The 23,944-nt window shown below is 53.4% G+C and carries 24 protein-coding genes; 7 read left to right on the forward strand and 17 right to left on the reverse strand.

Going from position 1 to position 23,944, the window contains the following annotated elements; all coding sequences use genetic code 11:
* Nucleotides 1-237: 237 nt before the first annotated feature.
* On the forward strand, nt 238-1,221 hold the full coding sequence (locus tag PXG97_RS09225; protein ID WP_276497470.1) for an acyloxyacyl hydrolase: 984 nt from the start codon (nt 238-240) through the stop codon (nt 1,219-1,221).
* Between the two features lie 170 nt (nt 1,222-1,391).
* On the opposite strand, the gene PXG97_RS09230 is transcribed toward PXG97_RS09225, so the two are convergent.
* Nucleotides 1,392-2,285, reverse strand: coding sequence for a LysR family transcriptional regulator (locus PXG97_RS09230; RefSeq protein ID WP_276497471.1), 894 nt, complete (start codon nt 2,283-2,285; stop codon nt 1,392-1,394).
* Between the two features lie 98 nt (nt 2,286-2,383).
* On the opposite strand from PXG97_RS09230, the gene PXG97_RS09235 reads away from it, so the two are divergent.
* Complete coding sequence (locus PXG97_RS09235) at nt 2,384-2,635, forward strand: CBU_0592 family membrane protein (protein WP_276497472.1); 252 nt, start codon at nt 2,384-2,386, stop codon at nt 2,633-2,635.
* Nucleotides 2,636-2,863: 228 nt separating this feature from the next.
* Here PXG97_RS09235 and PXG97_RS09240 read toward each other — a convergent pair whose 3' ends face one another.
* The 4 genes from PXG97_RS09240 to PXG97_RS09255 are packed head-to-tail and all read right to left on the reverse strand — an operon-like array spanning nt 2,864 to nt 5,616.
* Entirely contained in the window at nt 2,864-3,580 is a 717-nt protein-coding gene (locus PXG97_RS09240) for a hypothetical protein (RefSeq protein ID WP_276497473.1), read from the reverse strand.
* A gap of 24 nt (nt 3,581-3,604) precedes the next feature.
* Complete coding sequence (locus PXG97_RS09245) at nt 3,605-3,991, reverse strand: GntR family transcriptional regulator (protein WP_276497474.1); 387 nt, start codon at nt 3,989-3,991, stop codon at nt 3,605-3,607.
* Nucleotides 3,992-4,004: 13 nt separating this feature from the next.
* Complete coding sequence (locus PXG97_RS09250) at nt 4,005-4,778, reverse strand: hypothetical protein (RefSeq protein WP_276497475.1); 774 nt, start codon at nt 4,776-4,778, stop codon at nt 4,005-4,007.
* Nucleotides 4,762-5,616 carry an ABC transporter ATP-binding protein gene (locus PXG97_RS09255; RefSeq protein WP_276497476.1) on the reverse strand — a complete coding sequence of 285 codons (855 nt, stop codon included), beginning with the start codon at nt 5,614-5,616 and terminating at the stop codon, nt 4,762-4,764. Before PXG97_RS09255 ends, PXG97_RS09250 begins: the two co-directional genes overlap by 17 nt.
* Nucleotides 5,617-5,900: 284 nt before the next feature.
* Between PXG97_RS09255 and PXG97_RS09260 the strand changes: the two genes are divergently transcribed.
* The 3 genes from PXG97_RS09260 to PXG97_RS09270 all read left to right on the forward strand — a co-directional run bounded on the left by PXG97_RS09260 (nt 5,901) and on the right by PXG97_RS09270 (nt 7,968).
* Nucleotides 5,901-6,503 (forward strand): TetR/AcrR family transcriptional regulator, encoded by a 603-nt coding sequence (locus tag PXG97_RS09260; RefSeq protein ID WP_276497477.1) that lies wholly within the window; start codon nt 5,901-5,903, stop codon nt 6,501-6,503.
* A gap of 83 nt (nt 6,504-6,586) precedes the next feature.
* Nucleotides 6,587-7,120: a YceI family protein gene (locus PXG97_RS09265; protein ID WP_276497478.1), complete on the forward strand. Its 534-nt coding sequence runs from the start codon at nt 6,587-6,589 to the stop codon at nt 7,118-7,120.
* A 257-nt stretch (nt 7,121-7,377) separates the two neighbouring features.
* Nucleotides 7,378-7,968, forward strand: a complete 591-nt coding sequence (locus PXG97_RS09270; RefSeq protein WP_276497479.1) for a PAS domain-containing protein — start codon at nt 7,378-7,380, stop codon at nt 7,966-7,968.
* Between the two features lie 50 nt (nt 7,969-8,018).
* Here PXG97_RS09270 and PXG97_RS09275 read toward each other — a convergent pair whose 3' ends face one another.
* The 12 genes from PXG97_RS09275 to PXG97_RS09330 form a co-directional block, all read right to left on the reverse strand.
* Nucleotides 8,019-8,261, reverse strand: a complete 243-nt coding sequence (locus PXG97_RS09275) for a hypothetical protein (protein WP_276497480.1) — start codon at nt 8,259-8,261, stop codon at nt 8,019-8,021.
* A gap of 194 nt (nt 8,262-8,455) precedes the next feature.
* Entirely contained in the window at nt 8,456-8,911 is a 456-nt protein-coding gene (locus tag PXG97_RS09280; RefSeq protein ID WP_276497481.1) for a YybH family protein, read from the reverse strand.
* Between the two features lie 83 nt (nt 8,912-8,994).
* Nucleotides 8,995-9,558, reverse strand: a complete 564-nt coding sequence (locus tag PXG97_RS09285; RefSeq protein WP_276497482.1) for a glycine zipper domain-containing protein — start codon at nt 9,556-9,558, stop codon at nt 8,995-8,997.
* A gap of 207 nt (nt 9,559-9,765) precedes the next feature.
* Nucleotides 9,766-10,530 (reverse strand): class I SAM-dependent methyltransferase, encoded by a 765-nt coding sequence (locus PXG97_RS09290; protein WP_276497483.1) that lies wholly within the window; start codon nt 10,528-10,530, stop codon nt 9,766-9,768.
* Nucleotides 10,531-10,536: 6 nt separating this feature from the next.
* Nucleotides 10,537-10,989 carry a hypothetical protein gene (locus PXG97_RS09295; protein ID WP_276497484.1) on the reverse strand — a complete coding sequence of 151 codons (453 nt, stop codon included), beginning with the start codon at nt 10,987-10,989 and terminating at the stop codon, nt 10,537-10,539.
* A gap of 862 nt (nt 10,990-11,851) precedes the next feature.
* Entirely contained in the window at nt 11,852-13,057 is a 1,206-nt protein-coding gene (locus PXG97_RS09300) for a sensor histidine kinase (RefSeq protein ID WP_276497485.1), read from the reverse strand.
* Nucleotides 13,047-13,619 (reverse strand): chemotaxis protein CheB, encoded by a 573-nt coding sequence (locus PXG97_RS09305; protein ID WP_276497486.1) that lies wholly within the window; start codon nt 13,617-13,619, stop codon nt 13,047-13,049. The genes PXG97_RS09300 and PXG97_RS09305 overlap by 11 nt, the downstream gene beginning before the upstream one ends.
* Nucleotides 13,619-14,449: a CheR family methyltransferase gene (locus PXG97_RS09310; protein ID WP_276497487.1), complete on the reverse strand. Its 831-nt coding sequence runs from the start codon at nt 14,447-14,449 to the stop codon at nt 13,619-13,621. The genes PXG97_RS09305 and PXG97_RS09310 overlap by 1 nt, the downstream gene beginning before the upstream one ends.
* Complete coding sequence (locus PXG97_RS09315; RefSeq protein ID WP_276497488.1) at nt 14,439-18,512, reverse strand: response regulator; 4,074 nt, start codon at nt 18,510-18,512, stop codon at nt 14,439-14,441. The genes PXG97_RS09310 and PXG97_RS09315 overlap by 11 nt, the downstream gene beginning before the upstream one ends.
* A gap of 206 nt (nt 18,513-18,718) precedes the next feature.
* Nucleotides 18,719-18,970: a hypothetical protein gene (locus tag PXG97_RS09320; RefSeq protein ID WP_276497489.1), complete on the reverse strand. Its 252-nt coding sequence runs from the start codon at nt 18,968-18,970 to the stop codon at nt 18,719-18,721.
* Between the two features lie 62 nt (nt 18,971-19,032).
* The gene (locus PXG97_RS09325; RefSeq protein WP_276497490.1) at nt 19,033-19,326 is read right to left on the reverse strand and encodes a hypothetical protein; all 294 of its coding nucleotides are present in this window, start codon (nt 19,324-19,326) and stop codon (nt 19,033-19,035) included.
* Between the two features lie 273 nt (nt 19,327-19,599).
* On the reverse strand, nt 19,600-20,055 hold the full coding sequence (locus PXG97_RS09330; RefSeq protein WP_276497491.1) for a hypothetical protein: 456 nt from the start codon (nt 20,053-20,055) through the stop codon (nt 19,600-19,602).
* Between the two features lie 296 nt (nt 20,056-20,351).
* On the opposite strand from PXG97_RS09330, the gene PXG97_RS09335 reads away from it, so the two are divergent.
* Complete coding sequence (locus PXG97_RS09335) at nt 20,352-22,541, forward strand: M3 family metallopeptidase (RefSeq protein WP_276497492.1); 2,190 nt, start codon at nt 20,352-20,354, stop codon at nt 22,539-22,541.
* Nucleotides 22,542-22,771: 230 nt separating this feature from the next.
* A complete protein-coding gene (locus PXG97_RS09340) occupies nt 22,772-23,941 on the forward strand; it encodes a hypothetical protein (RefSeq protein WP_276497493.1) in 1,170 nt (389 codons plus the stop codon).
* Nucleotides 23,942-23,944: the final 3 nt, after the last annotated feature.

The raw sequence follows: 23,944 nt of genomic DNA on the forward strand, positions 1-23,944 counted from the left end.
CTTTTCTGTAATTTACTGGATAGATGAGTTCCTCCAAGAGGAGAGTAGGCAGGTGTTGCTCAGTTGCCTTACCTATTGCACGTTTACCCACCATGTATGAGGCACCTTTTACACGTTCTGGCGCTATGCCTGTTGTTTACCTTTTGCTATTCCTCGGCAGTACTGGCCCAACAAGCTACCCCACCTGTTCCCGCAAAAGCGCCCTGGTCGGTTGGGGCGAATGCGTACTATGGCGCTTTGTTTCGTTACAGAAGCGGGTTATCTACCCTTAACTTCACGCATCCTTTTGCAGTTGAAGTATACGCCAACAAACATACTATTGGCCAGCGGAATTGGGAGAGGCTCTATAATCACCCGCAGGTAGGTTTTGCTTTATCGTATTACAACTACGGCAGTCCGGATGAACTGGGCGAGGCAGTTTCGCTGACGACTTACCTGGATAATACGCTTTTGCAATTCAAGAAAAGTAGCCTGCGCCTTCACCTTGGCACCGGCCTGGTATACTCTACCCGCCAGTACACCCCCGAAACAAACGAGCGGAACGTAGCGATCGGGAGCAAGTTTGCCTTTGCGCTTCGCGGCACCGTGCACTATGAGTTCCCGGTGAAGGAGCAAGTGTACCTGAACCTGAACCTGGCCTTCCGGCATTTCTCCAACGGCGCCCTGAACAAGCCGAACAATGGCATGAACTTTCCATTGATAGGCGTAGGGCTGCGCTACCAGCCAAGGGAGGTCAGGCTGCTGGATGTGCAGGAGGATACTACGGCCGCCCCTGTAGACAAGCGTCTCCGATTTAATCTGAGGTTGGCAGGCGGCGTGAAGGAGGTATTGCGGGTTGATGAGAAACACCCGATGTACAGCCTCTCGGTATATGCCAGCAAAAGACTCTCGCAGAAAAGCAGCCTGTTGCTTGGTGCCGATGGGTTTCATAACACGGCGGTCCGGGAGGAGTTTATCAACAAGTTTAAGCCTGTGCCTGATGAAGTGCTGGATCCGTGGTTGGCGGGCGTAACGATAGGGCACGAATTGCACCTGGACAAGCTATCGGTCGTTTTTCAGGTAGGGCGTTATGTTTACCAACCTTATGATCAATACCCCGGTTATTACCAGCGGTATGGCCTGAAGTATATGCTCCATCAGAACATTTCTGCCGGCGTCATGCTTTTGGCGCACACCCGTACTGCTCATGTGATCGAATGGGGCCTTGGTTTTCACCTATAAAGGCCGCGATGTAGCCTATAATGGTCAGGGAACACTGAAGGCAATCCTGGTTTAGCAGACCTTACTTTTGCTCAGCTTCTTAAAGAAGTATAAAGGCACAATACACCCCTGCTTCTCTTCTCTCTAAAGAAGATCTTCAAATCGCAGTGTCGCTTCCACTACACCTGCTCTCAGTTACCCTCGGCGACATACTTCCTGGCCGCCTCCGATACCTGCTGAAGTATATTTTTCAGCACCGGGCTGTTGTCGTTCTTGCGCCAGGTCACATACAGGTTCATGTTATAGGGCAGCGGGATAAAACGCACGTTGGGCAAGGCGCTATAGGCGTAGGAGTACGGCAGAACCGTCACCCCCAGGCCCTTAGAGACCAATCCCAGCACCATCGCCCCAAAGTCCGACTCGATGTGCACATCGGGGGAGAAATGGTTGTCTTCGAAGATCTGCCGCAGCCCCGAAGTATAAAAGGTCGTCTGGGCCAGGTTGGACAGGATAAACTTCTCGTGCTGCAGGTCGTGCAGCCCTGTAAAGTTCTCTTCGTTGAGCGGGTGGCTGTGGGGCACAACCAGCGCATAAGGCTCTGAGTAAAGGCAGGTCGACTGCAGGGCGGGGTTCTCCGCAGGGTCACGCCGGAAGGCCATCTCCATCTGGTAATTCAGCAGCAGCTGCTCAAAGCTTACATCGGTCGGCTCCACCAGCTCCACCTTCAGCTCCGGCAGGGTGCGCGAGATGCTGGCGATCAGATCCGGCATAAAGCTGTAGGCGATAGAGCCCGGGTAGCCGATCCGCACCGTCCCGAAGGCCCCTTCGTGTATCTTCTTTGCCTGCAGGTGGATGCGGTTTATCTCATCGAGCAGCGGCAGCCACTGGTCCCGCAGAAACGCGCCGGCCTCGGTCAGCTTCACGCGCCGCTTGTTGCGCTCAAAAAGCTGCACCCCAAGCTCCTCCTCCAGCGCCTTTATCTGCCTGCTCAGGGCCGACTGGGTAATGAACATCCGCTCGGCTGTGTTCCAGAAGTGCAGCTCCTGCGCCAGTGCCAGGAAGTACTTTATCTGCTGTAGCTCCATCTACTCTGATTCATTTTTTGCATTAGTCAAGCGAATAAAAGCATTTTTAAACCCATACGCACCCGCTTTCTTTGCAACTAACCTTAAAGTGCAAAACAATGGTATCGTTACGCAAATACATTGGGGAGGCAATAGGCTGGACGAGCGCCTTGTTCTCGCTCTCGGCTTTTACCATGAACAGCATGGGGCTTGTGGGAAGTCAGTCGATGGAGTATCTGGGGATGAATATTGTGGGGTGTTTGCTCATGATCATCTACGCGGTGTCTAAAAAGGCGCACGCTAGTTGGGTGCTCAATTCTATCTTCCTGCTGGTGGCCCTCTTTGCTATGGTCAGGGTCTACATGCTATAATATCCTGCCGCTTTGCCTTATACCCGCTTCACCTGCAAGCAAGAGCAATCATGCCGTCACCTAAACGGAACGAGGGTATAGCCTGGTGAAGGAAGAGGCACACTGCCCAAGAAGGCCTAAGGCCGCAGCAGCTAATTGGCTGCTGCGGCCTTAGGCCTTTTCGGGCTTTTCTTGCTAAAGTTCTTACCGATCGCGAGAGGCTCCTCTCATCGGGAAGCACAACCTTCCCTACTTCTTCATCATCGCCAGCGATGCGCCTGATAACACGGCCTTGGCGCTGTCGGAAAAGCTATAGCTAAGGCTGGGGATGGCCACGTCTTCCAGTACCAGCTCGCTGCCAGAGCCGATGTTTAGTTGGGCGCTGCGGATGTTATTCCCCCTTGCAATAGTTAGTCTCGGGCTGCTGCCTTCACTTAGCCCCGTTGTGGCCTGCAGGTTGTTGATGCTGTTTCCGGCCAGTGCAACCAAGCTCCCGTTATCCTGCTCAATCGTCAGGCTGTCCAGCTTCATTTCCTTTACCGTTACCCCGTTAGTGGAAGAAGGCCAGCCTTCGTACGCTTTCTCTACCACCGCTTCGCCAGCGGCACTGTACCTGGCATCGGCTTTAAGCGCTTTTAGGTCGGGGCAGGCTATAATGACATGCGCAACCGCATTAGGCATGCTATACTCTTCCGGAAACGCCACATCCAGCACCAGCTCCTGCCCCCGAACATCCATTTTAATGTACTTTTCTGCGCGATCAAGCACCCGCACCTTATAATCGCCAGGCACCACCTCTACCCGAACACTACTCGCCCCGTTCACGGAGATAGCATTGAAGCCCTTTAGATCCAGGGTGGTGTAATCTTTATACTCGTCTCTGAAAGTACCCTTGTTGTACTCTGCTTTCAGCGCCACGTTAAAGGCCAATACCGATGCCAGAAGCACGAGTACGGCAGTCAACATAAGTTTATTACTGGTCTTCATGTCTTAGTTCTTTATGGATGTACCGTAATGTTCTGCTTTAAACTTTTCGTAAAGGCGCTGCACCTCCTCCAGGCTAATGTCCAGCAGGAAGATGTTCTTGAAAAACACAGGCAGGTCCTGCTGCAGGAAACGCTCTTTCCGGTAAGCCTTTACTTTTTTGTCGGCACCCGGCGCTACGAAAAAACCGATACCGCGCTTGTTGTAAATCACTTCTTGGTTTTGCAGAAACTCATAGGTGCGCATAACGGTGTTAGGGTTCACCTGCAGCTCCACCGCCAGCTCCCGGACCGATGGTATCTTCTGATCTTCGGGCCACTTGCCTAGCAGCACCTGCTCGCTCAAGTAAGCGGCAATCTGCAGGTAGATGGCTTCGTTGTCTCTAAATTCCATTTCTACTTCTTTCTTAAACCTGCTTCTCTCTCAGCCGCGCATACGAGGCCAGCCAAAGTATACCAATCAACACGATAGAGGAAATGGTGCTAATCCATTTGGAAACTGCCTCGGGTGGTGCCACAATAAACAACCTGTCGTTTTCTGTGAACCGGACCTGCCCCAGCGGCGTCGCAGCCACGTCGTGCCCCAGCACCAGCTGCATCACCTGCTCATTCAGGGTTACCAGCACCACCATAAAAATGAAAAACACAAAGGCCGTTTTAATAAAATGTCCCTTCTCGAAATAAACCGAGCCTACTAAAGCAACGGCATGCACCATGGCATAGGCACCCACTACATTTTTAAAAGTGTTGCCGGAGAAGATATTCAGCACCTGCTTTTCTTCCCCATGCCAGTTATCCATACTTAGCACCACCGTTAGCACCCCGTAGAAACTAGCGGTGTACAGGATCAGAAAGATGACGTAGGAGAAGAGCCAACCCAGCAGGTATTTCTCCAGATGCGATGCCGGGAGCGTAAGCGAAGCGATGGCTTTTTTCTTATCACCTAACGCGGCAAAGGTGTTGCTTGAAAAAATGGCGCCGGCCAGCAGCAGCGGCATGATGAACATAAACTCCTGCATCGTCACGTTCAGCGGCCGGTCCTGCACATAGGCCACAAAACCCATGATCAGCGCCAGAAAGCCGGTCAGCACGACCAGGCTCATCAGGTAGGACTTATATTGCTCAGCAATGTGTTGCTTAAACAGCATGCCGAAGCGCCGGAAGTTAAAATGCCTGCTCATACTCTGTCAGTTTTAAATGTTCTAAAAGGGAGCTGTTGCCGCTGATAAGCGCGTTGAACAGGAGCTCCATATCTACTTTGCTGTAGGTGCCCTGCAGGTTCGGCATGATCACCTGCTTGCCCCGCACAGAGTCTTCCGCATACAGCACCTGCCTGCCGTCCGTGTCTGCCAGAGTGGTAAAGGTTAGCTTATCTGTGATTTCGTCGAGGCTTTTGTTCAGAACGACTTCCTGTTTGTGCAGCACCACAAGCGCGTCTATCAGGCTTTCCAGGTCTCTTACCTGGTGCGTGGAGATCACCACACAACGGTCCTCGGTCAGGGCGGCGGCTATGGTTTTCCGGAACTGCACCTTGGAGGGGATGTCCAGCCCGTTGGTAGGCTCGTCCATCACGAGCAGGCTGGTGTTGGTGGCCAGGCCAAAGGCAATCATCGCTTTCTTCTGCTGCCCGAAAGAGAGCTTGCTGAGTTGGGTAAGTAGCGGCACCTCAAACTCCTCCAGGTACTGGTAAAAGGCAGCTTCATCAAACTTGGGATAAAAGCAAGCCGTGCTGGAAACCAGCCTGGCAGGCGTAAGCGCCGGCACATGCATCTCCTCCGGAAGAAAGTACAGATCCTCCAGCAGCTCGACAGGCCTGCCCGAAACGTCCTTTCCGTCTATGGCGCAACACCCCTGCTTCGGGAAGCATAAACCCACCATGTTCTTGAGCAAGGTAGATTTACCGGCTCCATTCTTACCCAGTAGCCCGTATATATGGCCTTTGGCGAGCGATAAATGAAGGTTCTGGAAAAGCAGCGGCTTTCCGGGGTAACCAAAGCTTAAATTCTGGATCTGTATCATGCTTGCATTGCCTTAGTGTATTAGTTACATAGTACACTACAAATGTATACAAACATTTTACTTTTCCTATTCCTGCACCAGAAATTTTTATTTTCCGGCTTAAGGTGGTGCTTCATGCTGCGTATCCCCTGAAAGAGGAAGTCCTATGGCGCTGGCAGAAAATACCGAAAGCAAACCCCACCTCCTCCACCTCTGCGGCCTTACCGCCTTCAGAATTTTGTTTCCTGAGGAGGAACTCTTACCTTTGCTAACACTGTTAGGTAAAATAACAGAGATAATGTAACATGGGAATCGCGGAACGAAAGAAACGGCATAAGGAAGAGGTGAGAGCCTCCATACTTGAGGCTGCCTGGCAACTGGTAGTGCAGGATGGCTGGCAGGCGCTTTCTATCCGCAAAATTGCGGAGGCCATTGAGTACAGCGTTCCCGTGATTTACGACCACTTCGCTAACAAAGAGGCAATCCTGCTGGAACTGACGAAACAAGGATTCCAGAAACTGAACCAGGAGCTGATAAAGGCGAAGCACAAAGCCACCACCCCGGAAGAGCAGATCGAGGCCATGGCTTACGCATACTGGAAGTTTGCCTTCGATAACGTGGCCTATTACCAGGTCATGTATGGGCTAGGCATCCCGTCCTGCGAAACCGTGAACCAGATCAGCGAGCTGAGCACCTTCAGCGAATTGATCCTGCAACCGGTAAAGGAGCTGATTGCCTCAGGCAAGCACCCGGAAACGGATCCTTTCCTGAAACTGCACACATTCTGGTCTATGCTGCACGGCCTGATCTCGATCAACATGATGGGCAGCGGCCAAAACGAAAGCGACCTGAACCAGTTAGTGCTGCAGGATTTTATCCGGGGCTTTGTAACAAGTATGAAAGCCTAATTTTTTTGCCTTCATACCTAACAGTGTTAGAAAATAGAACATCATTAGATATTTACAATAAATAATTAAGTACGAATAAGCATATGGCAACTACAAAATGGTCTCTGGACCCAACCCACAGCGAGCTTGGTTTTAAAATTAAGCACCTGATGATTTCTAACGTTACAGGTAAGTTCACCGAGTTTGAGGCAGAAGCTGAGACAGAAGGCGATGACTTTACAAACGCAACGGTGGTGGCAAACATCAACCCAGCCTCTATCGACACCAGCAACGAGCAGCGCGACGAGCACCTGCGCAACGCAGACTTCTTCGCAACGGATTCTCACCCGAACATGAAGTTTGTGTCAACGAAGGTAGAGCGTGTGGATGACGAGACGTTTCACCTTTTCGGCGACCTGACGATAAAGGAAACAACCAAACCAGTGAAGCTTTCTGTAGAGCATAACGGCATCGCTACCGACCCTTGGGGCAACGTGAAGGCCGGTTTCTCAATCAGCGGCAAGATCAACCGCAAGGACTGGGGCATTAACTACAACGCGGCGCTGGAGACTGGCGGCGTGATGCTGGGCGAAGAGCTTAAAATCCAGGGCGAGGTACAGCTGGTAAAGCAGGCCTAAGCCTTTGTTTATACTTTCAGGAGGCTGTTCCGGCAAATGGGGCAGCCTCTTTTCTTTTCAGGTTGACTCTCCCCCACACCTAACCCTTGTCTTCAGTCAGCGCCTCCCTGTGCCTGATAGCCCGGCAAGTCTGCGGCCTATTTAGGCCACCAGTTACCCAGCGGGCCTTTTGTCTCCTGTCGCTTCTTAGACTAGCTTCAGTGGGCAGTTTGAAACCACCTTTCTTTTAAAAGACTAATAATCTTTATATTCGTGTTATGACAAGTTTTCAGGAGACCAAAGAACTGCTAGAGCATTCTACCTTTTACTACATTGTCTGTACCAATATGGAAGGCAGGTACACCTATGTGAACAATTGCTACAGCAGCGCCTTTGAACATCTACATGGCCCGATGCTTGGCCAACCCTATGAAACCACCATGCACCCGGAAGACACCAAAGTGTGTGGGGCGGTGGCCGCCAAATGCTTTGCAAACCCCAGCCAAACGTTTCCGGCCACCATACGCAAGCACGATGGCAATGGCGGGTATATTATCACGCAATGGGAGTATAAGGCCATGTTTGATGAGGAAGGCCGGCCGGAGGGGATCTTTTGCCTGGGGCACGACATAACGGCCTTTACTGCCTACCAGACGCAGCTTAGGGGTGCCCAGTCACTGATAAAGGAGATCTCCTTCTACCAATCGCACATTATCAGGAGGCCCTTGGCTAACATTTTAGGGCTTGCCAAGGTGCTGGAGCGGATGGAGCTTGACCAGAACCTGCGGAACATTTGCGACATGTTGCTAGAGAGCAGCCAACAGCTTGATGAGGTTATAAGGAACGTGGCAGAAAAAACCTACCGCTGATAAGCCTCCCGGCGCTCGCGGCTACGTTCGGCATAAAGCAAGCGCAGCCTCTACACCCGCTCCACCACGATATACCTGGCCGAGTAGCCGTTGCTTTTGTACAGCACCTGCAGCGCCGTGATCAAGGATTGGATTCCTGTGCCTTTGGTGCGCTGGCTACCGAGCGGCTCCAGGTAATTTTTATACCCTCTCCCCCGGATGCGCCCCACATAGGTCCTGGCCTCGGTCTCCTCCACCTCCTGAAGGCCTTTCGCCAGCACCACGCGCCGCAGGTAAGGCAATGCAGACCTCATGCTTTGGTAATCGGAGAAAGCGTAAAGGCGGTAGTAGGAGCTAAGAGCAACAGAATTCATAGAAGGCAAAGATAAACCTTTCGGCAGTGCCGCCAGGCTCGAACATGAAAAAGCCGTGCGGGCTTAGTGCCTGCACGGCTTTTTATAGGTATACTTTACAGCTCCACGAAAGCAAAGCTGTGCATTTGTTTCTATTAATTTTTCACCTGCACCGGCAAACCTTCTAATTGAGCATAACTTAATTTCCAGTCACCTGCCTCTGTTTTCTTCCAGAGCAGTATAAAGTTGCCCTCTCCTATACCGCGCAGTTGGTCCTGGCCAGAAGAAAGCACATCCACCGAGAAGGTGCCTGCCTCATAGGCAATCGCCTTGTCCACCCCGGAGCTTACAACGTTTGTCTTCAGGTCTGTGATGGTGCTGTAGGTATCTTTTACCCACTTATTCGCCACCTCAGTCTTACCGGTAAAGTGCGTCTCGCCCTGTAGGAACTGCACATCGTCAGCCAGGTAGGAAATGACTTTCTCCGGGTCGTTGCTGTTCCAGGCACTAATGAACTCCTGGTTCAGGCTTTGCACGTTCACCGCCTCTTCCGGCTGTGCGCAGGAAGTAAGAACAGCGGCGAAAAACAGGATATATAAATAGCGTTTCATAAGTCTGTTGTTTATGTGTAACATCTGCAAGGGGGCTTTTCTGCAGCAAGCTGTATACGTGCTGCAGAAAAACCATCGTATGCTTACCAGCTCTTTCTTCTTACCTCAGAAGTGGCGTATGCTTTGGAAGAATCGCCAAAGTCTGGGTTAGGCAAATAGCCCATGCTAATGATAGGGTCCTGCATCACATCATAGTCTGCGTACGGAGCCATGGTTTGTGTTTGCGCCACCAACGCCTGTTTTACAGGTGAAGCGGCTGGTTTGGCAGCTACAGGCTTTCTAGCCGGTGTAGTTCTGGCAGCCACTGTTCTGGCCTCTCTAGCCTCCCTGGCTTCAGCAGCGGCTCTGTTTGCTGCGGCAATGCGTTCTGCCTCGGCAGCTCTTTCGGCCTCCTCGGCCTTTCTTCTGTTATCGATTCCTTTACCAATGGCATAGCCGGCACCGCCACCTACAACGCCTCCCACAACACCACCCACTACGCGGTTTCGCTTATGAATGATGGCACCCGCTGCCGCTCCGGTGGCTGCACCAATTACAGTACCTTTTGCCTGCGGGCTTATCTTTCTTTTCTCTTGTGCCTGGGTTGCAGAGCTCAGTAGGATCGATACTATAAAGACCAAACTGAAAATGTAATTTACCTTTTTCATAAAACGTGCTTTTAGGTTTTTCAATAAACTGTCACGTAACGATGGAGGTACAATTACAAGTTGTGTGCCACAACAGGTACAGCATTCTACGCACAAGACGTACAACACTGTGATTCAACACTATAGCTTTATAAATATTTTTATTAAAAGACCTGTTGCTCCCCCGGTACCGGTGCAGAAGGATCGGCTTTAGGGAAGAATGTACACTTAATCGGTGGCTTTCCGGAACACCAGGAAGTGCTGCCGGGGCAGGAATTCTCCCTGCCTGTGAAGTACAAATCCATTGGCGCTGAGCTCTTTGTTTACCTGCTCCGCGGTCATCTTATGCAGCTCCTTTACCTGCACCTCCGGGTCCTCGGCGCGGTACTCGAGCAGCAGCAACAAGCCATCTGGTTTCAGGGCGCGGTGTATGGCCTGCAGCATCTCCTTTGGGTACTCCAGCTCGTGGTACACATCTACCATAAACGCCAGGTCCAGCGAGCTGTCGGGCACGTTGATGGCCTGGCTGCCACCTTTTACCACTTCCACGTTTTCCACCCCTCGCTCTGCCGCACGTTTCTTTAGGGCATTCACAAACTCCTCCTGCACCTCAACGGCGTATACTTTGCCTTCCGGCACCTTAGGCGCTACCCTGAAGGTATAGTAGCCCACACCTGCCCCAATATCGGCAACTACGCTGTTGGGGCGCAGTGGCATGTTTTCAATGGCCAGACTCGCCTTGTCCTGTTCCTCCCTCGTTTCCCGCTCCAGCCAGGCACCGCCAGCCGGACTGATGATTCCTGCAATCTCACGGCCCATGTATACTTTGCCAATCCCACCCCGGCCAGGGGTTTTATAAGTATAGCCGTTGTCCTTCACGGTCTGCTGCTTTTCCTGCTGCTGGGCCTGGCAGGAGTGGCAGGCGCTCAAGCACAGCGTCAGAAGTATCAAGTACAGCCCGTAAACTCGTTTCGCTGTGGCAGGTACGTGCATGGGTTATCAGGTTAATTTTTGGAGGCGCTGCGTTAAGTCGTCTATCAGTTCTTCGCTCCACCTGCTGGCCACCTCCTCATACTCGGTTTTATCCCAACGCTGCAGGTAAGGCTTTTCGAGCCAGTTGTTGTGTTTGTCTGGCCCTACGGTATAGCTGTTATACTCCAGTTTAAAGATTAAGTCTTTGGTCAGGTCGAATGTTTCCACGCCGGGCTTCTGAAACCCCTCCAGCCGCAGCTTTAGGCCCAGTTGCTGCACATTGCCCTTTTCTACACTGATCACCTCATCGGTATCTGCCGCCGGATCCCGGGTCCAGGTATCGATGATGCGCTCCAGCCCAAAGTTATCGAACAAGGGGAGCACAGGCATGATGCTTTGGTGGATGTGCTCGGCCAGCACTGGTAGGATGGTGTTGTAGAGGTGCTGTATGGCTTGTTTATCGCGGGTTGGTTGCTCCATGGATTTGTCTTTGTATTGATGTAAATGGGAAGGGTAAAGTTACTTCTTCTACGGCTATACTTCCACAGCAGCTGTTTTCTTTAACCTGCGCAAAGCCTTTTCCTTGCTTCCTGGCGCGAGCGTCCGCTTGTGCCTGTGCTTAGCCGCTGTTTGCTGCAACTGGATACAAGCTATTCTTACTAGCGACTGTTCATCCTTAGCCCTACAAGCGGCTCTTTTCATAGCTGGCTTTGGAGCTCTCTAGCCCGAGAGGGCTCGTCTTCGGGCATCGCGCTGGGAGCTTTTCCTGCCCTCGTGCCTCGGGCTGCCTCACTTCGTTCGTCACCGGAAAAACTCGCATAGGCGCTCAACCCAAAGACTGGGTTCTAGTTCGATAGGCACGGCTGACGGAGCTGTCTTTGGTAGGGGGCAGATAATCGGTTGCAGGGGATTCCCCTCCTCCAAGGTTGATGCTTCTGCTGATGCTACCCCGGCAACCATGAAACTTATACTTTAGCAGCAGTAATGACAGGCTCCTCTCCTTAAATAAGGAGGGGCAAGGGTGGTTGAACCCGGTACAGCTGAATATCATCCCCTGCTTTTAAGGAAGAGCAGGGTGAGGAAAGATATCTCCTTCTCTGCTCTAACGAACACAGCGAGCGTAGCTTTTAAGGTTGAGTCTGTATTTTATAGCCATTACCTCCTCCCTTCACCTAACTCTGTCAACAGGGCAAAAGCGGGAAAGGCAACAGCTGGCAGGATGACAAATAAGGCAGTGTGTGCCATACTCCCTCCTTAGCCAGTATCGGTTTTGAATTAACGCTGTGGGGAACAGAGTTTGTTGGAACGGGTGCTGCAGAAGCAACCTTACATGTTTTAAGCCTTACTTCAGGTATACTTTAAATTCCGAGCCCACATCCAGCTCGCTATCGATCTCGATCCGGCCTTCGCAGTTCTCCACAATCCTCTTCACAATGGCCAGGCCTACGCCAGTGCCTTCTACATGCGCGTGCAGGCGTCTGAACATGCCAAACACTTTATCCTGGTCTTGTTTTCGCACGCCAAGGCCATTGTCGCGCACCGAGAGCAAAGTATAGTCTCCTACCAGCGCCGTGGAAATGACAATTTCAGGTCTTCTTACCGGAGAGCTATACTTAATGGAGTTTGAGACAAGGTTGTAGAGGATGCTGCGCAGGTTTTTCTTATAGAAGTTGATTTCCGGGGCGGCAGAGAAATCGTCCACAATGATGGCATCATACCTATGGATGAGGTCTTTTACATGCACCTTTACGTCTTCCAGTATTTCCTTAAAGTTAACCGTTTCCGGGTTCGGGACCTGCTCCTGATACTGCACCTTGGCTACCTCGGTCAGGTCTGCCAGCGTGTTTTTGAACCTGCCTATAGCATCGTTTATCATGTCCAGGATGGGCGCTACCTCGTCCAGCTCCAGCTGCCTTTCCACAAGCGTTTCCTGCAGGGCAGTCATCAGCCCTTCGATGTTGTTGATGGGGGCCTTCAGGTCGTGGGAGGCGGTGTACACAAAGTTATCGAGGTCCTTGTTTACCTTGGTGAGCTCGCGGGTGCGCTCCGCCACGCGCACCTCCAGTTGCTGGTTAATGGCCTGCACTTGCTTGTTTGTGTGCTCCAGCTCCTTTTTCTGCAGGTAGAACCGTACAAAGGCGTCTACTTTGGCCTTGGTGATGGAAGGGTGCAGCGGCTTAAACAGAAAGTCCACGGCTCCGGCCTCAAAGCCTTCTATCACGTGTGCCTCCTGCTGGGCTATGGCTGTTACGAAAATGATCGTGATGTCGCGGGTCTTGGAGATATTGCGCAGGTAACGGGCCACTTCATAACCGTTCATGTTGGGCATCTGCACATCCAGCAGGATAAGGGCAAGCTCCTCCTGCAGCGCTATCTTCAGTGCCTCCTCACCAGAGTGCGCAAACAGGTAGGTAATGTTGCCGCCTTCCTCCGACAGCAGGCTTTCCAGACTTACCAGGTTCTCCGGCTTGTCGTCCACCAGCAGGATCCGCACAGGGTGTACATTAGAATCTGTTGTTAGCGGTTCGATATCTTGTTCAGTGTTCATGTAAGGAAAGCAAAAACTCCTTTATGTGCGCTACATTCAGTATGGTGCAGCCAGGGATGACCTCGATGGCTGCCTGTGGCATGGTGGCAACCTCAGCCTCGGCAGGGTCCTGTACCAAAGCCTTGCCACCTTTTTCAAATATATATTTTAATCCTGAACTTCCGTCCCTGCTGGCGCCACTTAATAGCACACCGACGGTATTTTCTGCAAAAATATCGGCTGCGCTGGTAAAGGTAACGTCTATGGAGGGGCGGGAGTAATTCTCCAGCTCCGAGTCATCCAAGGAGAAGGTGTGGTCTTTTTCGAGCAGCACATGGTAGTTGGCCGGCGCCAGGTACACATGCCCCGGCAACAGGGGCTCCTTCTCCTCCACCTCCACCACCTTTAGCCGAAGCTTCTTGTCCAGCAGCTCCTGCAGGTTGCCCTCCTGGTTGCGCAGGCGGTGCAGCACCAGCACAATAGGTATACTATAATTGGCGGGCAGTTGCTCTAAGACCGATAACGACGCCCGGATTCCTCCCCACGACCCTCCTATCACGATCAGTTTCAAAGCACCTTGCATCAGTTTGTCTTCCGGTATAGGCGGTTGCTCTTATCCACCACGTTGTAATTGCCACTGATGCCCGACATGGCCAGTGTTTCCTTTTTGCCCAGCGCCAGGTAACCCAAACTCACCAGGCTCTCATCGAACAGGCGTAGCACCCGCTCCTGCAGCTGCCGGTTAAAGTAGATCAGCACATTGCGGCACACCACCAGGTGAAACTCATTGAAAGAAGTATCGGTGGCCAGGTTGTGCGGGTAAAACACCACCTGCTTCACCAGTTTCGAGTTAAACTTCACGTTGCCGTAGTTGCTGGTGTAATACTCGGCAAAATCATGTTTGCCGCCAGCCGCGTAGTAGGCCGAAGTATAAGCTGCCATGTTGGAGGCCGGGAAGATTCCTTCCTTTGCCTGCCGCAGCACCTTCTGGTTAATGTCGGTGGCGTAGATCTTGGTGCGCCCCAGCAACCCCGCTTCCTCTAAAAGTATGGCCAACGAGAAAAGCTCCTCGCCCGTGGAGCAGCCGGCATCCCAGATCCTGATGTAGGGATAGGTACTCAGTATAGGTAGCACGTTCTCCCGCAGCGACAGGAAGAACGTGGGGTCGCGGAACATCTCCGTCACGTTCACCGTCAGCTCCTGCAGGAAGTTCTCGAAAAAGAAACTGTCGGAGAACAGGCGCTCGCGCAGGGCGCTCAGGCTTTGCAGGTGCTTTTGCCCCAGAAACCGCTTGATGCGGCGGTACACCGAGGCCCGCGCATAGCCGCTGAAGTCGTAGCCGTACTGCGTATGGATGTCTTGAATCAGCGCCTCAACCTCCTGCTCAAAAAGCACCTCGTTCTCAAGCCTCATACAACCAAACCCGCATTAAGGTCAGCAACTTGTCTGTGTCTACCGGTTTCGGGATGTAGTCGGAGGCACCGGCTTCTATACATTTCTCTCTGTCTTCTTTCATGGCTTTTGCGGTGAGGGCAATGATCGGGAGTTGCTTAAAACGAGAAATCTCCCGGATTCGTTTTGTTGCCTCTATGCCGTCCAGCTCCGGCATCATCACATCCATCAGCACCATGTCCACACCACTCTCGGTACTGAGTTTCTCCAGCGCCTCCTTACCGTTATAGGCGGCCACCACCTCCATGCCGTGCAGCTCCAGCAGGCTGCTCAGCGAGTAGATGTTGCGTACGTCGTCGTCCACCACCAGCACTTTCTTGCCGCGCAGCACCTCCTCCGGCACGTGCAGCTTCATCTTAAACTCCCGGCCCTGCGGCAGCTTCTGGTTCACCTTGTGCAGGAACAGCTGCACCTCGTCCAGCAGGCGCAGGTAAGAATACTCGTTTTTGATGATGATCGTGTTGGCGAACTCCTTCAGCTTCGCCTCTTCCTCCTCGCTCAGGTCTTTGCCCGAGTAAATAATGATCGGAATATCGGCCAGCCCGGTCTGCGACTTAACCTTCCTCATCCAGTCGTAGCCTTTCATGCCCGGCAGGTTCAGGTCGAGGATGATGCAGTCTACCTTCTGCTTGGCCAGCACCCGCTCGGCTTCCTCTGCCGAGTAAGCCGAGGTTGACTTGAGGCCGTGAGCGAGCAGCAGCTCAGACACAGCCCGATTCTCAATCTCGTTATCCTCCACGATCAGAATGTTTTCTATGGCCGTGCCATACTTGCCGGCAATGGAGGTAAAGGCCTTGTTCAGCATCTCCAGCGTTACTGGCTTGGGCAGGTACTCCTCGTTCTCGGCATGCTCCCCGATCACCTCCTTGTCGTAGGCCGACATCACGTGCACGTTCATGTGGCGCAGCTCCTTGTCCTCCCGCACCTGCTTCAGCACATCCCAGCCCGTCATGTCGGGCAGGTGGATGTCGAGCAGCATGGCGTCCGGCTTTTCTTTGCGGGCCACCTGCAGGCCATCCTGCCCGTTGTAGGCCTGGTGCACGGTAAAGTTCTTGGCGGCGGCAAAGTCAGCCAGAATATCGCTGAAGCCCTTGTCGTCCTCCACGATCAGCACCTTGATGTCCTGCCTGTCCTGGCGCTCCATGTCCAGGAACATCTGGCCCACGCTTTGGCCTTTGCCGTTTACCTGCACCGGCGCGGCGGCTACCGCAGCAGGCTTGGCCTGGTTTATACTTACAGGGGCAGGCGCCGGCACAGGCGCCGAAACCGGCTCGGACTGCTTTTGCGGGACGCCGTGTGGCACGCGCGGCAAGTATAGCGTAAAGGTGCTGCCCTTGTCCGGTTCGCTCTCCAGCATCAACTCACCACCTAACAGGGCCGCCAGCTCCTTGCTGATGGTCAGGCCCAGGCCGGTGCCGCCATACTTGCGCGTGGTGGAGGTATCAGCCTGTTGGAAGGCCTCGAACACCATACCCTGCTTCTCTTTCGGTATGCCGATGCCTGTGTCACGCACCGCGAAGGCCAGGATATCGGTCTGCTCACGCAGCTGCTCCGATGTGAACTTCGGCCTGTGCAGCACCGGTGAGATGGAGAACTCCACCTCGCCGCCCTCCTCGGTGAACTTCAGTGCATTGCCGATGAAGTTCTTCAGGATCTGCTCCAGCCGGAAGCGGTCAGTCACGATAAAGTCGGCGCTGCCCGGGTTGAGGTGCTCTGTAAAGCGAATATTCTTTTTGGCGGCCACCTCCCTAAACAGCGGCTCCAGAGAGATGTCTCTCACTTTCAGCTCCTCTGTCTCCAGTTTCACCATCCCCGACTCGATCTTAGACAGGTCCAGGATCTCGTTGATCAGCCGGAGCAGGTCGTTACCGGACTTGTGGATGATCTGGGCATGGTCGATCTGTTTGGTAGAGAGGGTGTTATCCACATTATCGGCCAGCAGCCTCGACAGGATAAGGATACTGTTGAGTGGGGTGCGCAGTTCGTGGCTCATATTGGCCAGGAAGTCGCTCTTATACTTGCTCACCGTCTCCACCTGCTGTATCTTCAGCTCAATGGCCTCTCGGGCATCCTCCAGGGCCTTGTTTTTGGCTCCCAGTGCCTCGTACTGCTCCTCCAGCAGTTGCGCCTTCTCCTCCAGCTCGGCATTCTTCTCCTGCAGCTCCTCCTGGTTCACGCGCAGCTCCTCTTCCGAGGCCTTCAGCTCCGCGTTCAGCTGGCGTAGCTCCTCCTGCTGTGTCTCCAGCTCTTCGGCCTGGTTTTGTGTTTCGTACAGCAACTCCTGTGTTTGCAGGTGCTGCCTTAAGGTATGGATAACCACGGCAACCCGCTCCGACACCGTGTCGAACAGGCGCTGGTGCAGCTCGTTGTAAGGCTTTCGGGAGGCTAGCTCCAGGGCACCCACAATGTTCTGGCCAAAGTATAGCGGAACGATGATAACCGTGGCGGGCTCGATGTCAGTCAGGCCGGTTTTGATTTTCAGGTACTCTTCAGGCACGCCTTCCAGCACCTTAACCCGCTGCTGCTGCACTGCCTGCCCCACCTTGCCCGAGCCGATCTCGAACACCGGGAGCTGCTCCTGCCCCACTGCCACGCCGTAGCTGGCTGCAGGGGTCAACTTGCCGTCGTCGTGGTGCAGGTATACAATACCCGCCTCAGAGGCAGTGTAGTCGCAGAGGTAAGAAATGGCTTTTTCAGCTACTTTCACCAGAGCACTCTCCCCGCTTATCAGGTTGTTGAGCTCCGACACGCCCGTAAGTATGAAATTGCGATTGGTATTCTCCAGGGTGAAACGCTGCAGGTTGTCCTTCATCTCCCGGATAGATTGGCTCAGCACATCCTCCTCGCTCTGCATCTCCACCTCCACATCATAGCGGCCCTCTCCGATAGCCTGTGCCACCGCCGAGAGGTTCACTGTCTTATTCAGCACGCCCCTGAACGAATCGGCCACACTTCCTATCTCATCCTTTGCGGTAACATCGATAACCACATCGGTCGCGCCCAGCTTAATGCGGTCGGCGGCGGTTTTGAGTTTGGTGAGTGAGGAGGAGACCAGGTTGATGATGTACATCGACAAGAAGATTGTTAAGCCAAGTATAGCCACAAAGATGATGATGAGCGCGGCGATGGCCCCCTGTTTCTCAGCGATGCGCTTCTCCACATCTGCCGCAATGCCCTTGATCAGGGCTTGCTCTGCATCCCGGTAGTCTTCTATAGTTTTGGTGAAGGTCTCAAACACGGTGGCGGGGTCAAAGCCCCCGAGCCTCATTTGCGGGTTCGCCTCGATTGCTTCCAGCATGGCAGACACCTTTTTGTAGCTGTCGGAAATAGCGATGTCGCGCACGCTGCGCCTGGCATCTGCACTGGCATACCTGTTAAAGTCATCCAACGACCTTTTGTAGGAGCTGATCTGGCTGGTAGCCAGGGCATAGTCCTGGTAAGAGAACGTCTCCTCCCGCAGCACCCGCATCAGCAGGCTCCTGACCCTGGCCAGTTGGATCTTTGCCTCCGTCAGGTGCCGAAAGCTTATCAGCTGCTGGCTTAGCGCCACATTGCTGGTGCCAGAGGCATTGGCATCCATACGGTTCAGCAGGCTAAAGATCAGCGAGGAAGAGTACGCCCTGTACTCCGCTTCGTTAAACGCCTGCCTATCCAGCGCGTCCCGGTACTTCTTCTGTTCGTTCAGCAAGGCCAGCTCCTGCAGTTGGCGCCCGTTAGCCTCCAGGAACGCCTCCAGCTCTCTTTCCGCCGCATCGGTCATGCTTCTATGTGCTTTTGCCTCCTGTAGCATGGCGGTGTCGCCGGCGGCGGCGGCCAGGATGCGGGCACGCTCCCGCTGAAAGTAATGCAAAAGCGTGGAGATTTTCTCAGATTCCTCTAACTGCAGCGACTCCTGCTGCAGCGCCTCGCTCTCTTCCAGCTCGAGCAGCAAGGTTTGGGTAACAAAGTATACAAGCGGGATTAGCAGCAGGGAGAGCAAAAGGATGAGTTTGTCCCTGATCTTTAGGTTTCTTATGAAGTTCATCTAACGTGCCTATCGTTTAGTATAATTACCTACTATAGTTGCAAGTTAGCAAAACCTGGCGTGTTTTTTTGCTGATGCACCAGTGTGCAAGTATGAGAACAGCATTTTATATGGAAAGCCCTAACGGCTGGAGCAAGGCACAGGGATGCGCCATGTCGGCTCAGGGGCACTTACAGATGCGGGCGGTGAGGCAACAAAGAAAGGGTTTACCAGTCGAACATCTCCATCAGGTCTACCTGCGTGATATAAGGCTCCAGCGCTTTTTTACTGATAAAGCCGCGCACCAGGCTGATGTAGTCGTTTTCAGGGTTATACCATACCTCTGCAAAAAAGCTGCCCATGTCGTATAACGCAATGCGGTAGCCTCTCCTGCCACGGTAGGCGATAAAATTCCCGTGCGCCCAGATAATTTCCAATCTTCCTGCCAGGGTGTGGGTGTTGAATAGGTTGAGGTTCATGTGGTAGTATACGTTGCGTTCTAAAATAGGGAGCCGCCTGTACAGGCATTGTTAGGAGAATTTCAGGAGGCGGCCTTTGGGTATGTGTCGTACTCCTCGGGGCTCTCAAAGTCCCAGTACACCTCCAGGGTGGTTGGCCCCTCCAGGTAAGCAGGTAAAGGAGTGTACACCACTAAACCCTCCTTAAACACACGCCTTCCGCACTTAGAGAGGCGCATTGCCTGCCAAAGCAGCCTGTCACGGATTTCGTTACTTACCGGGCGCCTGGCGTCAACAAAAGGGCTTCCCTTGTCAAATTTAAATACAGTGGTATACATGGCAGATATCAGGCTGGTGGAACAATCTATTCTACGCATGATGCTCTTGTTTAGTATAAGTAAAACAGGAGATAATTAACTTATGTTATGAAATGTGCCTGATTTGTTGCCGCAGCGTCAGCACGGCTATAGCCCATACGCGGCCTTAGATGGCGCTTGCTTCGCCTCAGTACCCGGCAATCACAGGTGGCCAGCCCCACCGGAAGGCGGCGGTGTTTAGGAAGTAAGCCTACCCCCTTTTGCCAGGTGCGGAACAGGAAGGTGGCACAAGGCAGGCAGGGCTGCTCACGGTGGCCTGCTCGTGTGGCGATTCTACCCTTCCCTGTCCTCCTCGGCCAGCAGCCATTCCAGCGCTGTCTGAAAATCCATGAACACTTCGTGGTGGGTTGTACCGTGCTGCCGGTACTTTTTTTGAGCCCGCTGTGTAAACTCTGTAAAAGTAACCAGGCTGTTGTAGTGGTCCGGGTGCCAAACGGCAATCTTCTGAATATCGGATTTTGCCACCAGCTCTGTCCACTCATTCTCTATCCACTTTTGCTCCGCCGTGGTAATCACAAAGATCTCCTCGTCATTTATGAGCCAGTTCAGCACGTTGTGCTCTACAGAGAATTCCAGGGCTTTCAGGAAACCTTCTTTGCGCTCATCCAAGTCTATTTGCCGCTCCCACTTTACAATCAACAGCGAATATGAGGCATCATAATGCAACGAAACGAACCCGCTCCGGAACACTTCCGATAAAGTTAGTTCACTGTACCTGTCCTTTTCCATAACGTGTGTTTTACCCAGGCTGCCTTCTATTATGATTTACCTCCGGGTGCGTTCTTTCTATACATCATTTTAAGGCAATACGATGTAATCATAACACTTTTTTAGCGGCCCTTCCCCAACTATAGCACAGAATTTGTGCAGGAATGGCTCCAACCTTGCGCACTTGCCAGGCCAGAAGGATCTTCCTACGCATGCTGGCCTGGCTTTATGAGCGTTTTTGCTTGTTTTTCGTATCTTGGGCTTGATTTTAGAAAATCGGGCCTTCCGAGGCAATTTTCACCTATTTAACCTAATCTATGCAAAAGAAAATTATAACTGCCGGTAGTTTGGTGGCTGTACTAGCCCTGACCAACTGCACGTCGGTGCAGCAGCAGGAGCAGTCGCAGCAGACTCAAGCCACCGTTGACCAAAAGCAGGAAGAAACTAACCCGCTGCTGAAAGAGTGGACCGGGCCCTATGGCGGTGTTCCTGCTTTCGATAAAATGAACCTGGCTGACCTGCAGCCTGCCATAGAGAAAGCCATGGCCCTAAACCTGGCGGAGATTGAGGCAATCGCCAACAACCCGCAGCCGGCTACCTTCGAGAACACCATTGAGGAAATGGAGAGGGCCGGGGAGGAACTGGGCCGCGTGTTCACCTACTACGGTATCTGGAGCAGTAACGTGTCTACGCCGGAATTCAGGAAAGTACAGGCAGAGCTGGCCCCGAAAATCTCTGAGTTCAACTCCAAGATCTCGCAGAACGAGAAGCTTTTCCAGCGCGTGAAAACCGTTTATGAGAATGCGAAGAAGAACCCGCTTCCGGCAGACCAGCAGCGGGTGGTACAGCTGGTGTACGAAGGCTTTGCCATGGAAGGCGCAGACCTGAGCCCGGAGGCCAAAAAGCGCTACGCCGAGATCAACAAAGAACTGTCATTGCTTTACACTGAGTTCTCCAACAATATTCTGGCTGATGAGGAGAAGTACGTAGTGTACCTCACCAAAGAGCAACTGGGCGGCCTGCCGGAGTCTTTTGTGAAGGCAGCGGCCAAAGCCGCCGCTGACCGCGGGCAGGAAGGCAAATACGCCGTTACGAACACCCGCTCATCCATGGACCAGTTCCTGACCTATTCGGATGAGCGCGCCCTGCGCGAGAAGGTATGGAAGAACTACTACTCCCGCGCCGACAACGGCGACGAACACGACAACAACCAGAACATTGTGGATATCCTGAAGCTGCGCCGTGAGCGCGTGCAGCTGATGGGCTACGACAATTACGCGCAGTGGCGCCTGCAGAACCGAATGGCCAAAACGCCTGAGGCGGCCATGGACCTGATGCAGGCCGTGTGGCCGGCCGCCATTGCCAGAGCCAAAGAGGAAGTTGCCGACATGCAGCAACTGGCCAACAAAACGAGCAAGACCAAGATTAGCATAGAGCCGTGGGATTACCGCTACTACGCCGAGAAAGTGCGCCAGGCAAAGTATGACCTGAACTCCGACGAGGTGAAGCAGTACCTGGAGCTGGGCAACCTGACCGATGCGATCTTCTTCACGGCCGGTGAGCTGTTTAACTTTAAGTTCACGCCGGTGCCGGAAGGCTCTGTGCCGGTATTCCATGAGGATGTGAAAGTATGGGAGGTGACCGATAAAACAACAGGCGAGCACATTGGCCTGTGGTACCTTGACCCGTTTGCGCGCCAGGGTAAGCGCTCCGGTGCCTGGGCCACGACCTACCGCGCCCACACGACCTTCGACGGCAAGGAGACAGTGCTTTCCTCTAACAACTCTAACTTTGTGAAGCCTGCCCCAGGGGAGCCGGTACTGGTGTCGTGGGACGACGCGGAGACCTTCTTCCACGAGTTCGGGCACGCGCTGCACTTCCTGGCCTCTAACGTGAAGTACCCGACGCTGAACAGCGGCGTGCGTGACTACACGGAGTTCCAGTCGCAGTTGCTGGAGCGCTGGCTGTCTACCGATAAGGTGATCAACCAGTACCTGAAGCACTACAAGACCGGTGAGCCAATGCCGCAGGAGCTGGTGGCTAAGATCAAGAAAGCCGCTACCTTCAACCAGGGCTTTGCCACTACTGAGTTCCTGGCCTCCGCCCTGATGGACATGCACTTCCATCTGGCTGACCCGAACGGCCTGGACCCGGACAAATTTGAGCGCGAGACACTGGCGAAGCTAGGCATGCCGAAGGAGATCGTGATGCGCCACCGCTCCCCGCACTTCGGGCACGTGTTCTCCGGCGAGGGCTATGCCACCGGTTACTACGGATACCTGTGGGCCGATGTGCTGACCTCTGATGCAGCCGAGGCCTTTGCCGAGGCTCCGGGCGGGTTCTACGATGCCGAGGTAGCAGCCAAGCTGGTAAAGTACCTGTTTGCCCCGCGCAATTCCATGGACCCTGCCGATGCTTACCGCCAGTTCCGTGGCCGCGACGCCAAGATCGATGCGCTGATGCGTGACCGTGGCTTCCCGGTGCCGGGCCCGCAGTCTAAGAAGTAATACACCCGGATAAGCTGTTTGCCTATTTCTAGGCAGGCCGCAAGTATAACTGGTATAACGAAAGCCCCGCCGGCATCTGCCAGCGGGGCTTTCGTTTTTGCTGCCGTTCTTCCAGCCTTGTCCACTAGTATTCAGCAACCTTATACCCTTGCAGCACGGCCCTAAGTAACCTTTGCCAACTCACCTCGTCATCTATGTAGTACCACATTTTACTTTAACACTTGGTGCAATTGAAAAAAGCATTACTACTTCGTCGGGCTTTGCCTTTCCTGCCCCTCCTTCTCTTGATCAGCGTGGTTTGCGTGGCGCAGTACCCGGAAGATAAACCGGAGGAAAAGCCATACCTGAAGCTAGGCGGCGCCGTGCGGTTTAACTACAACCTTTCTACCTGGAAGGAGGACCAACTGGAGCGCGGCGGCGACTTTGGCTTTGATATGTTCCGCCTGAACGCTGAGGCCGAGTACAGAGGCATCAAGCTCAACGCGGAGTTCCGCCACTACTCCCAGGCCTTTGGCGGCTCCTTCTTAAAGCAGGCCTGGTTCCAGTACGATTTCTCAGACCAGTCGCAGCTACAGGTAGGCCTGAACCAGGTACCCTTCGGCATACAGCAGTACAACTCCAACAACTGGTTCTTTAACATGACCTACTATGTCGGCTTTGAGGATGACCATGACATGGGTGTGAAGTACATCCGCGACACAGGCCGGTGGCAATGGCAGGCAGCGTACTACAAGAGTGCCGAGGAGTTTGTGTTTGCGTTGACGGACCCCAGCCCTAACCGCTACTCCTACGACGTGACGGGGCGGAACAAGGAAAACAACCAGCTGGACTTTAAAGTGGTGCGGCGGCTGGGCGACAGCCTGGCGCACGAACTGGGGGTGTCGCTACAGGGCGGGCTGCTCTACAACCTCGACACCGAGCGGAACGGCACCCGCTATGCCGGGGCGGTTCACTACGAATACAAGACCGGCCACAGCCCCTGGAACGTAAAGCTACAGGCCATGCTCTACCACTTTAACCCAAAGTATGCTGCCGGAAACGAGCTCGACTTTGTGGAGATGGGCGCCTACGGAGCCAACTACAATGTGGCCAACAAAGGCGAGATCTACACGGCTGGCGTCTCCTACCACATCCCCGTCGACACGAAGCTGCTGCAGGGGGTGGATATCTATAACAACTACGCCTACTATAACAAGCGCGTGAGCGGATATGAAAATGCGCACATGAACGTGCTGGGAGCCTTATGGACCGCAGGGCCCATGTACATCTATACAGACGCGGCATTTGGCTACAACCACCCGTGGTTGGGGCCGGAATGGACAAACGCGCTGGCCGCCGGCACACCCGGAGAAACGGATTGGCACATGCGCTTTAACATCAACCTAGGATACTATTTCTGATAC

This window comes from Pontibacter litorisediminis, assembly GCF_029360645.1.
In the GTDB taxonomy this organism is placed as follows: domain Bacteria; phylum Bacteroidota; class Bacteroidia; order Cytophagales; family Hymenobacteraceae; genus Pontibacter; species Pontibacter litorisediminis.

Coding starts and splice junctions, on each gene's coding strand:
- PXG97_RS09230 (WP_276497471.1), bottom strand. CDS start 2,285: ATGGAGCTACAGCAGATAAAGTACTTCCTGGCACTGGCGCAGGAGCTG.
- PXG97_RS09235 (WP_276497472.1), top strand. CDS start 2,384: ATGGTATCGTTACGCAAATACATTGGGGAGGCAATAGGCTGGACGAGC.
- PXG97_RS09240 (WP_276497473.1), bottom strand. CDS start 3,580: ATGTTGACTGCCGTACTCGTGCTTCTGGCATCGGTATTGGCCTTTAAC.
- PXG97_RS09245 (WP_276497474.1), bottom strand. CDS start 3,991: ATGGAATTTAGAGACAACGAAGCCATCTACCTGCAGATTGCCGCTTAC.
- PXG97_RS09250 (WP_276497475.1), bottom strand. CDS start 4,778: ATGAGCAGGCATTTTAACTTCCGGCGCTTCGGCATGCTGTTTAAGCAA.
- PXG97_RS09255 (WP_276497476.1), bottom strand. CDS start 5,616: ATGATACAGATCCAGAATTTAAGCTTTGGTTACCCCGGAAAGCCGCTG.
- PXG97_RS09260 (WP_276497477.1), top strand. CDS start 5,901: ATGGGAATCGCGGAACGAAAGAAACGGCATAAGGAAGAGGTGAGAGCC.
- PXG97_RS09265 (WP_276497478.1), top strand. CDS start 6,587: ATGGCAACTACAAAATGGTCTCTGGACCCAACCCACAGCGAGCTTGGT.
- PXG97_RS09270 (WP_276497479.1), top strand. CDS start 7,378: ATGACAAGTTTTCAGGAGACCAAAGAACTGCTAGAGCATTCTACCTTT.
- PXG97_RS09275 (WP_276497480.1), bottom strand. CDS start 8,261: ATGAGGTCTGCATTGCCTTACCTGCGGCGCGTGGTGCTGGCGAAAGGC.
- PXG97_RS09280 (WP_276497481.1), bottom strand. CDS start 8,911: ATGAAACGCTATTTATATATCCTGTTTTTCGCCGCTGTTCTTACTTCC.
- PXG97_RS09285 (WP_276497482.1), bottom strand. CDS start 9,558: ATGAAAAAGGTAAATTACATTTTCAGTTTGGTCTTTATAGTATCGATC.
- PXG97_RS09290 (WP_276497483.1), bottom strand. CDS start 10,530: ATGCACGTACCTGCCACAGCGAAACGAGTTTACGGGCTGTACTTGATA.
- PXG97_RS09295 (WP_276497484.1), bottom strand. CDS start 10,989: ATGGAGCAACCAACCCGCGATAAACAAGCCATACAGCACCTCTACAAC.
- PXG97_RS09300 (WP_276497485.1), bottom strand. CDS start 13,057: ATGAACACTGAACAAGATATCGAACCGCTAACAACAGATTCTAATGTA.
- PXG97_RS09305 (WP_276497486.1), bottom strand. CDS start 13,619: ATGCAAGGTGCTTTGAAACTGATCGTGATAGGAGGGTCGTGGGGAGGA.
- PXG97_RS09310 (WP_276497487.1), bottom strand. CDS start 14,449: ATGAGGCTTGAGAACGAGGTGCTTTTTGAGCAGGAGGTTGAGGCGCTG.
- PXG97_RS09315 (WP_276497488.1), bottom strand. CDS start 18,512: ATGAACTTCATAAGAAACCTAAAGATCAGGGACAAACTCATCCTTTTG.
- PXG97_RS09320 (WP_276497489.1), bottom strand. CDS start 18,970: ATGAACCTCAACCTATTCAACACCCACACCCTGGCAGGAAGATTGGAA.
- PXG97_RS09325 (WP_276497490.1), bottom strand. CDS start 19,326: ATGCGTAGAATAGATTGTTCCACCAGCCTGATATCTGCCATGTATACC.
- PXG97_RS09330 (WP_276497491.1), bottom strand. CDS start 20,055: ATGGAAAAGGACAGGTACAGTGAACTAACTTTATCGGAAGTGTTCCGG.
- PXG97_RS09335 (WP_276497492.1), top strand. CDS start 20,352: ATGCAAAAGAAAATTATAACTGCCGGTAGTTTGGTGGCTGTACTAGCC.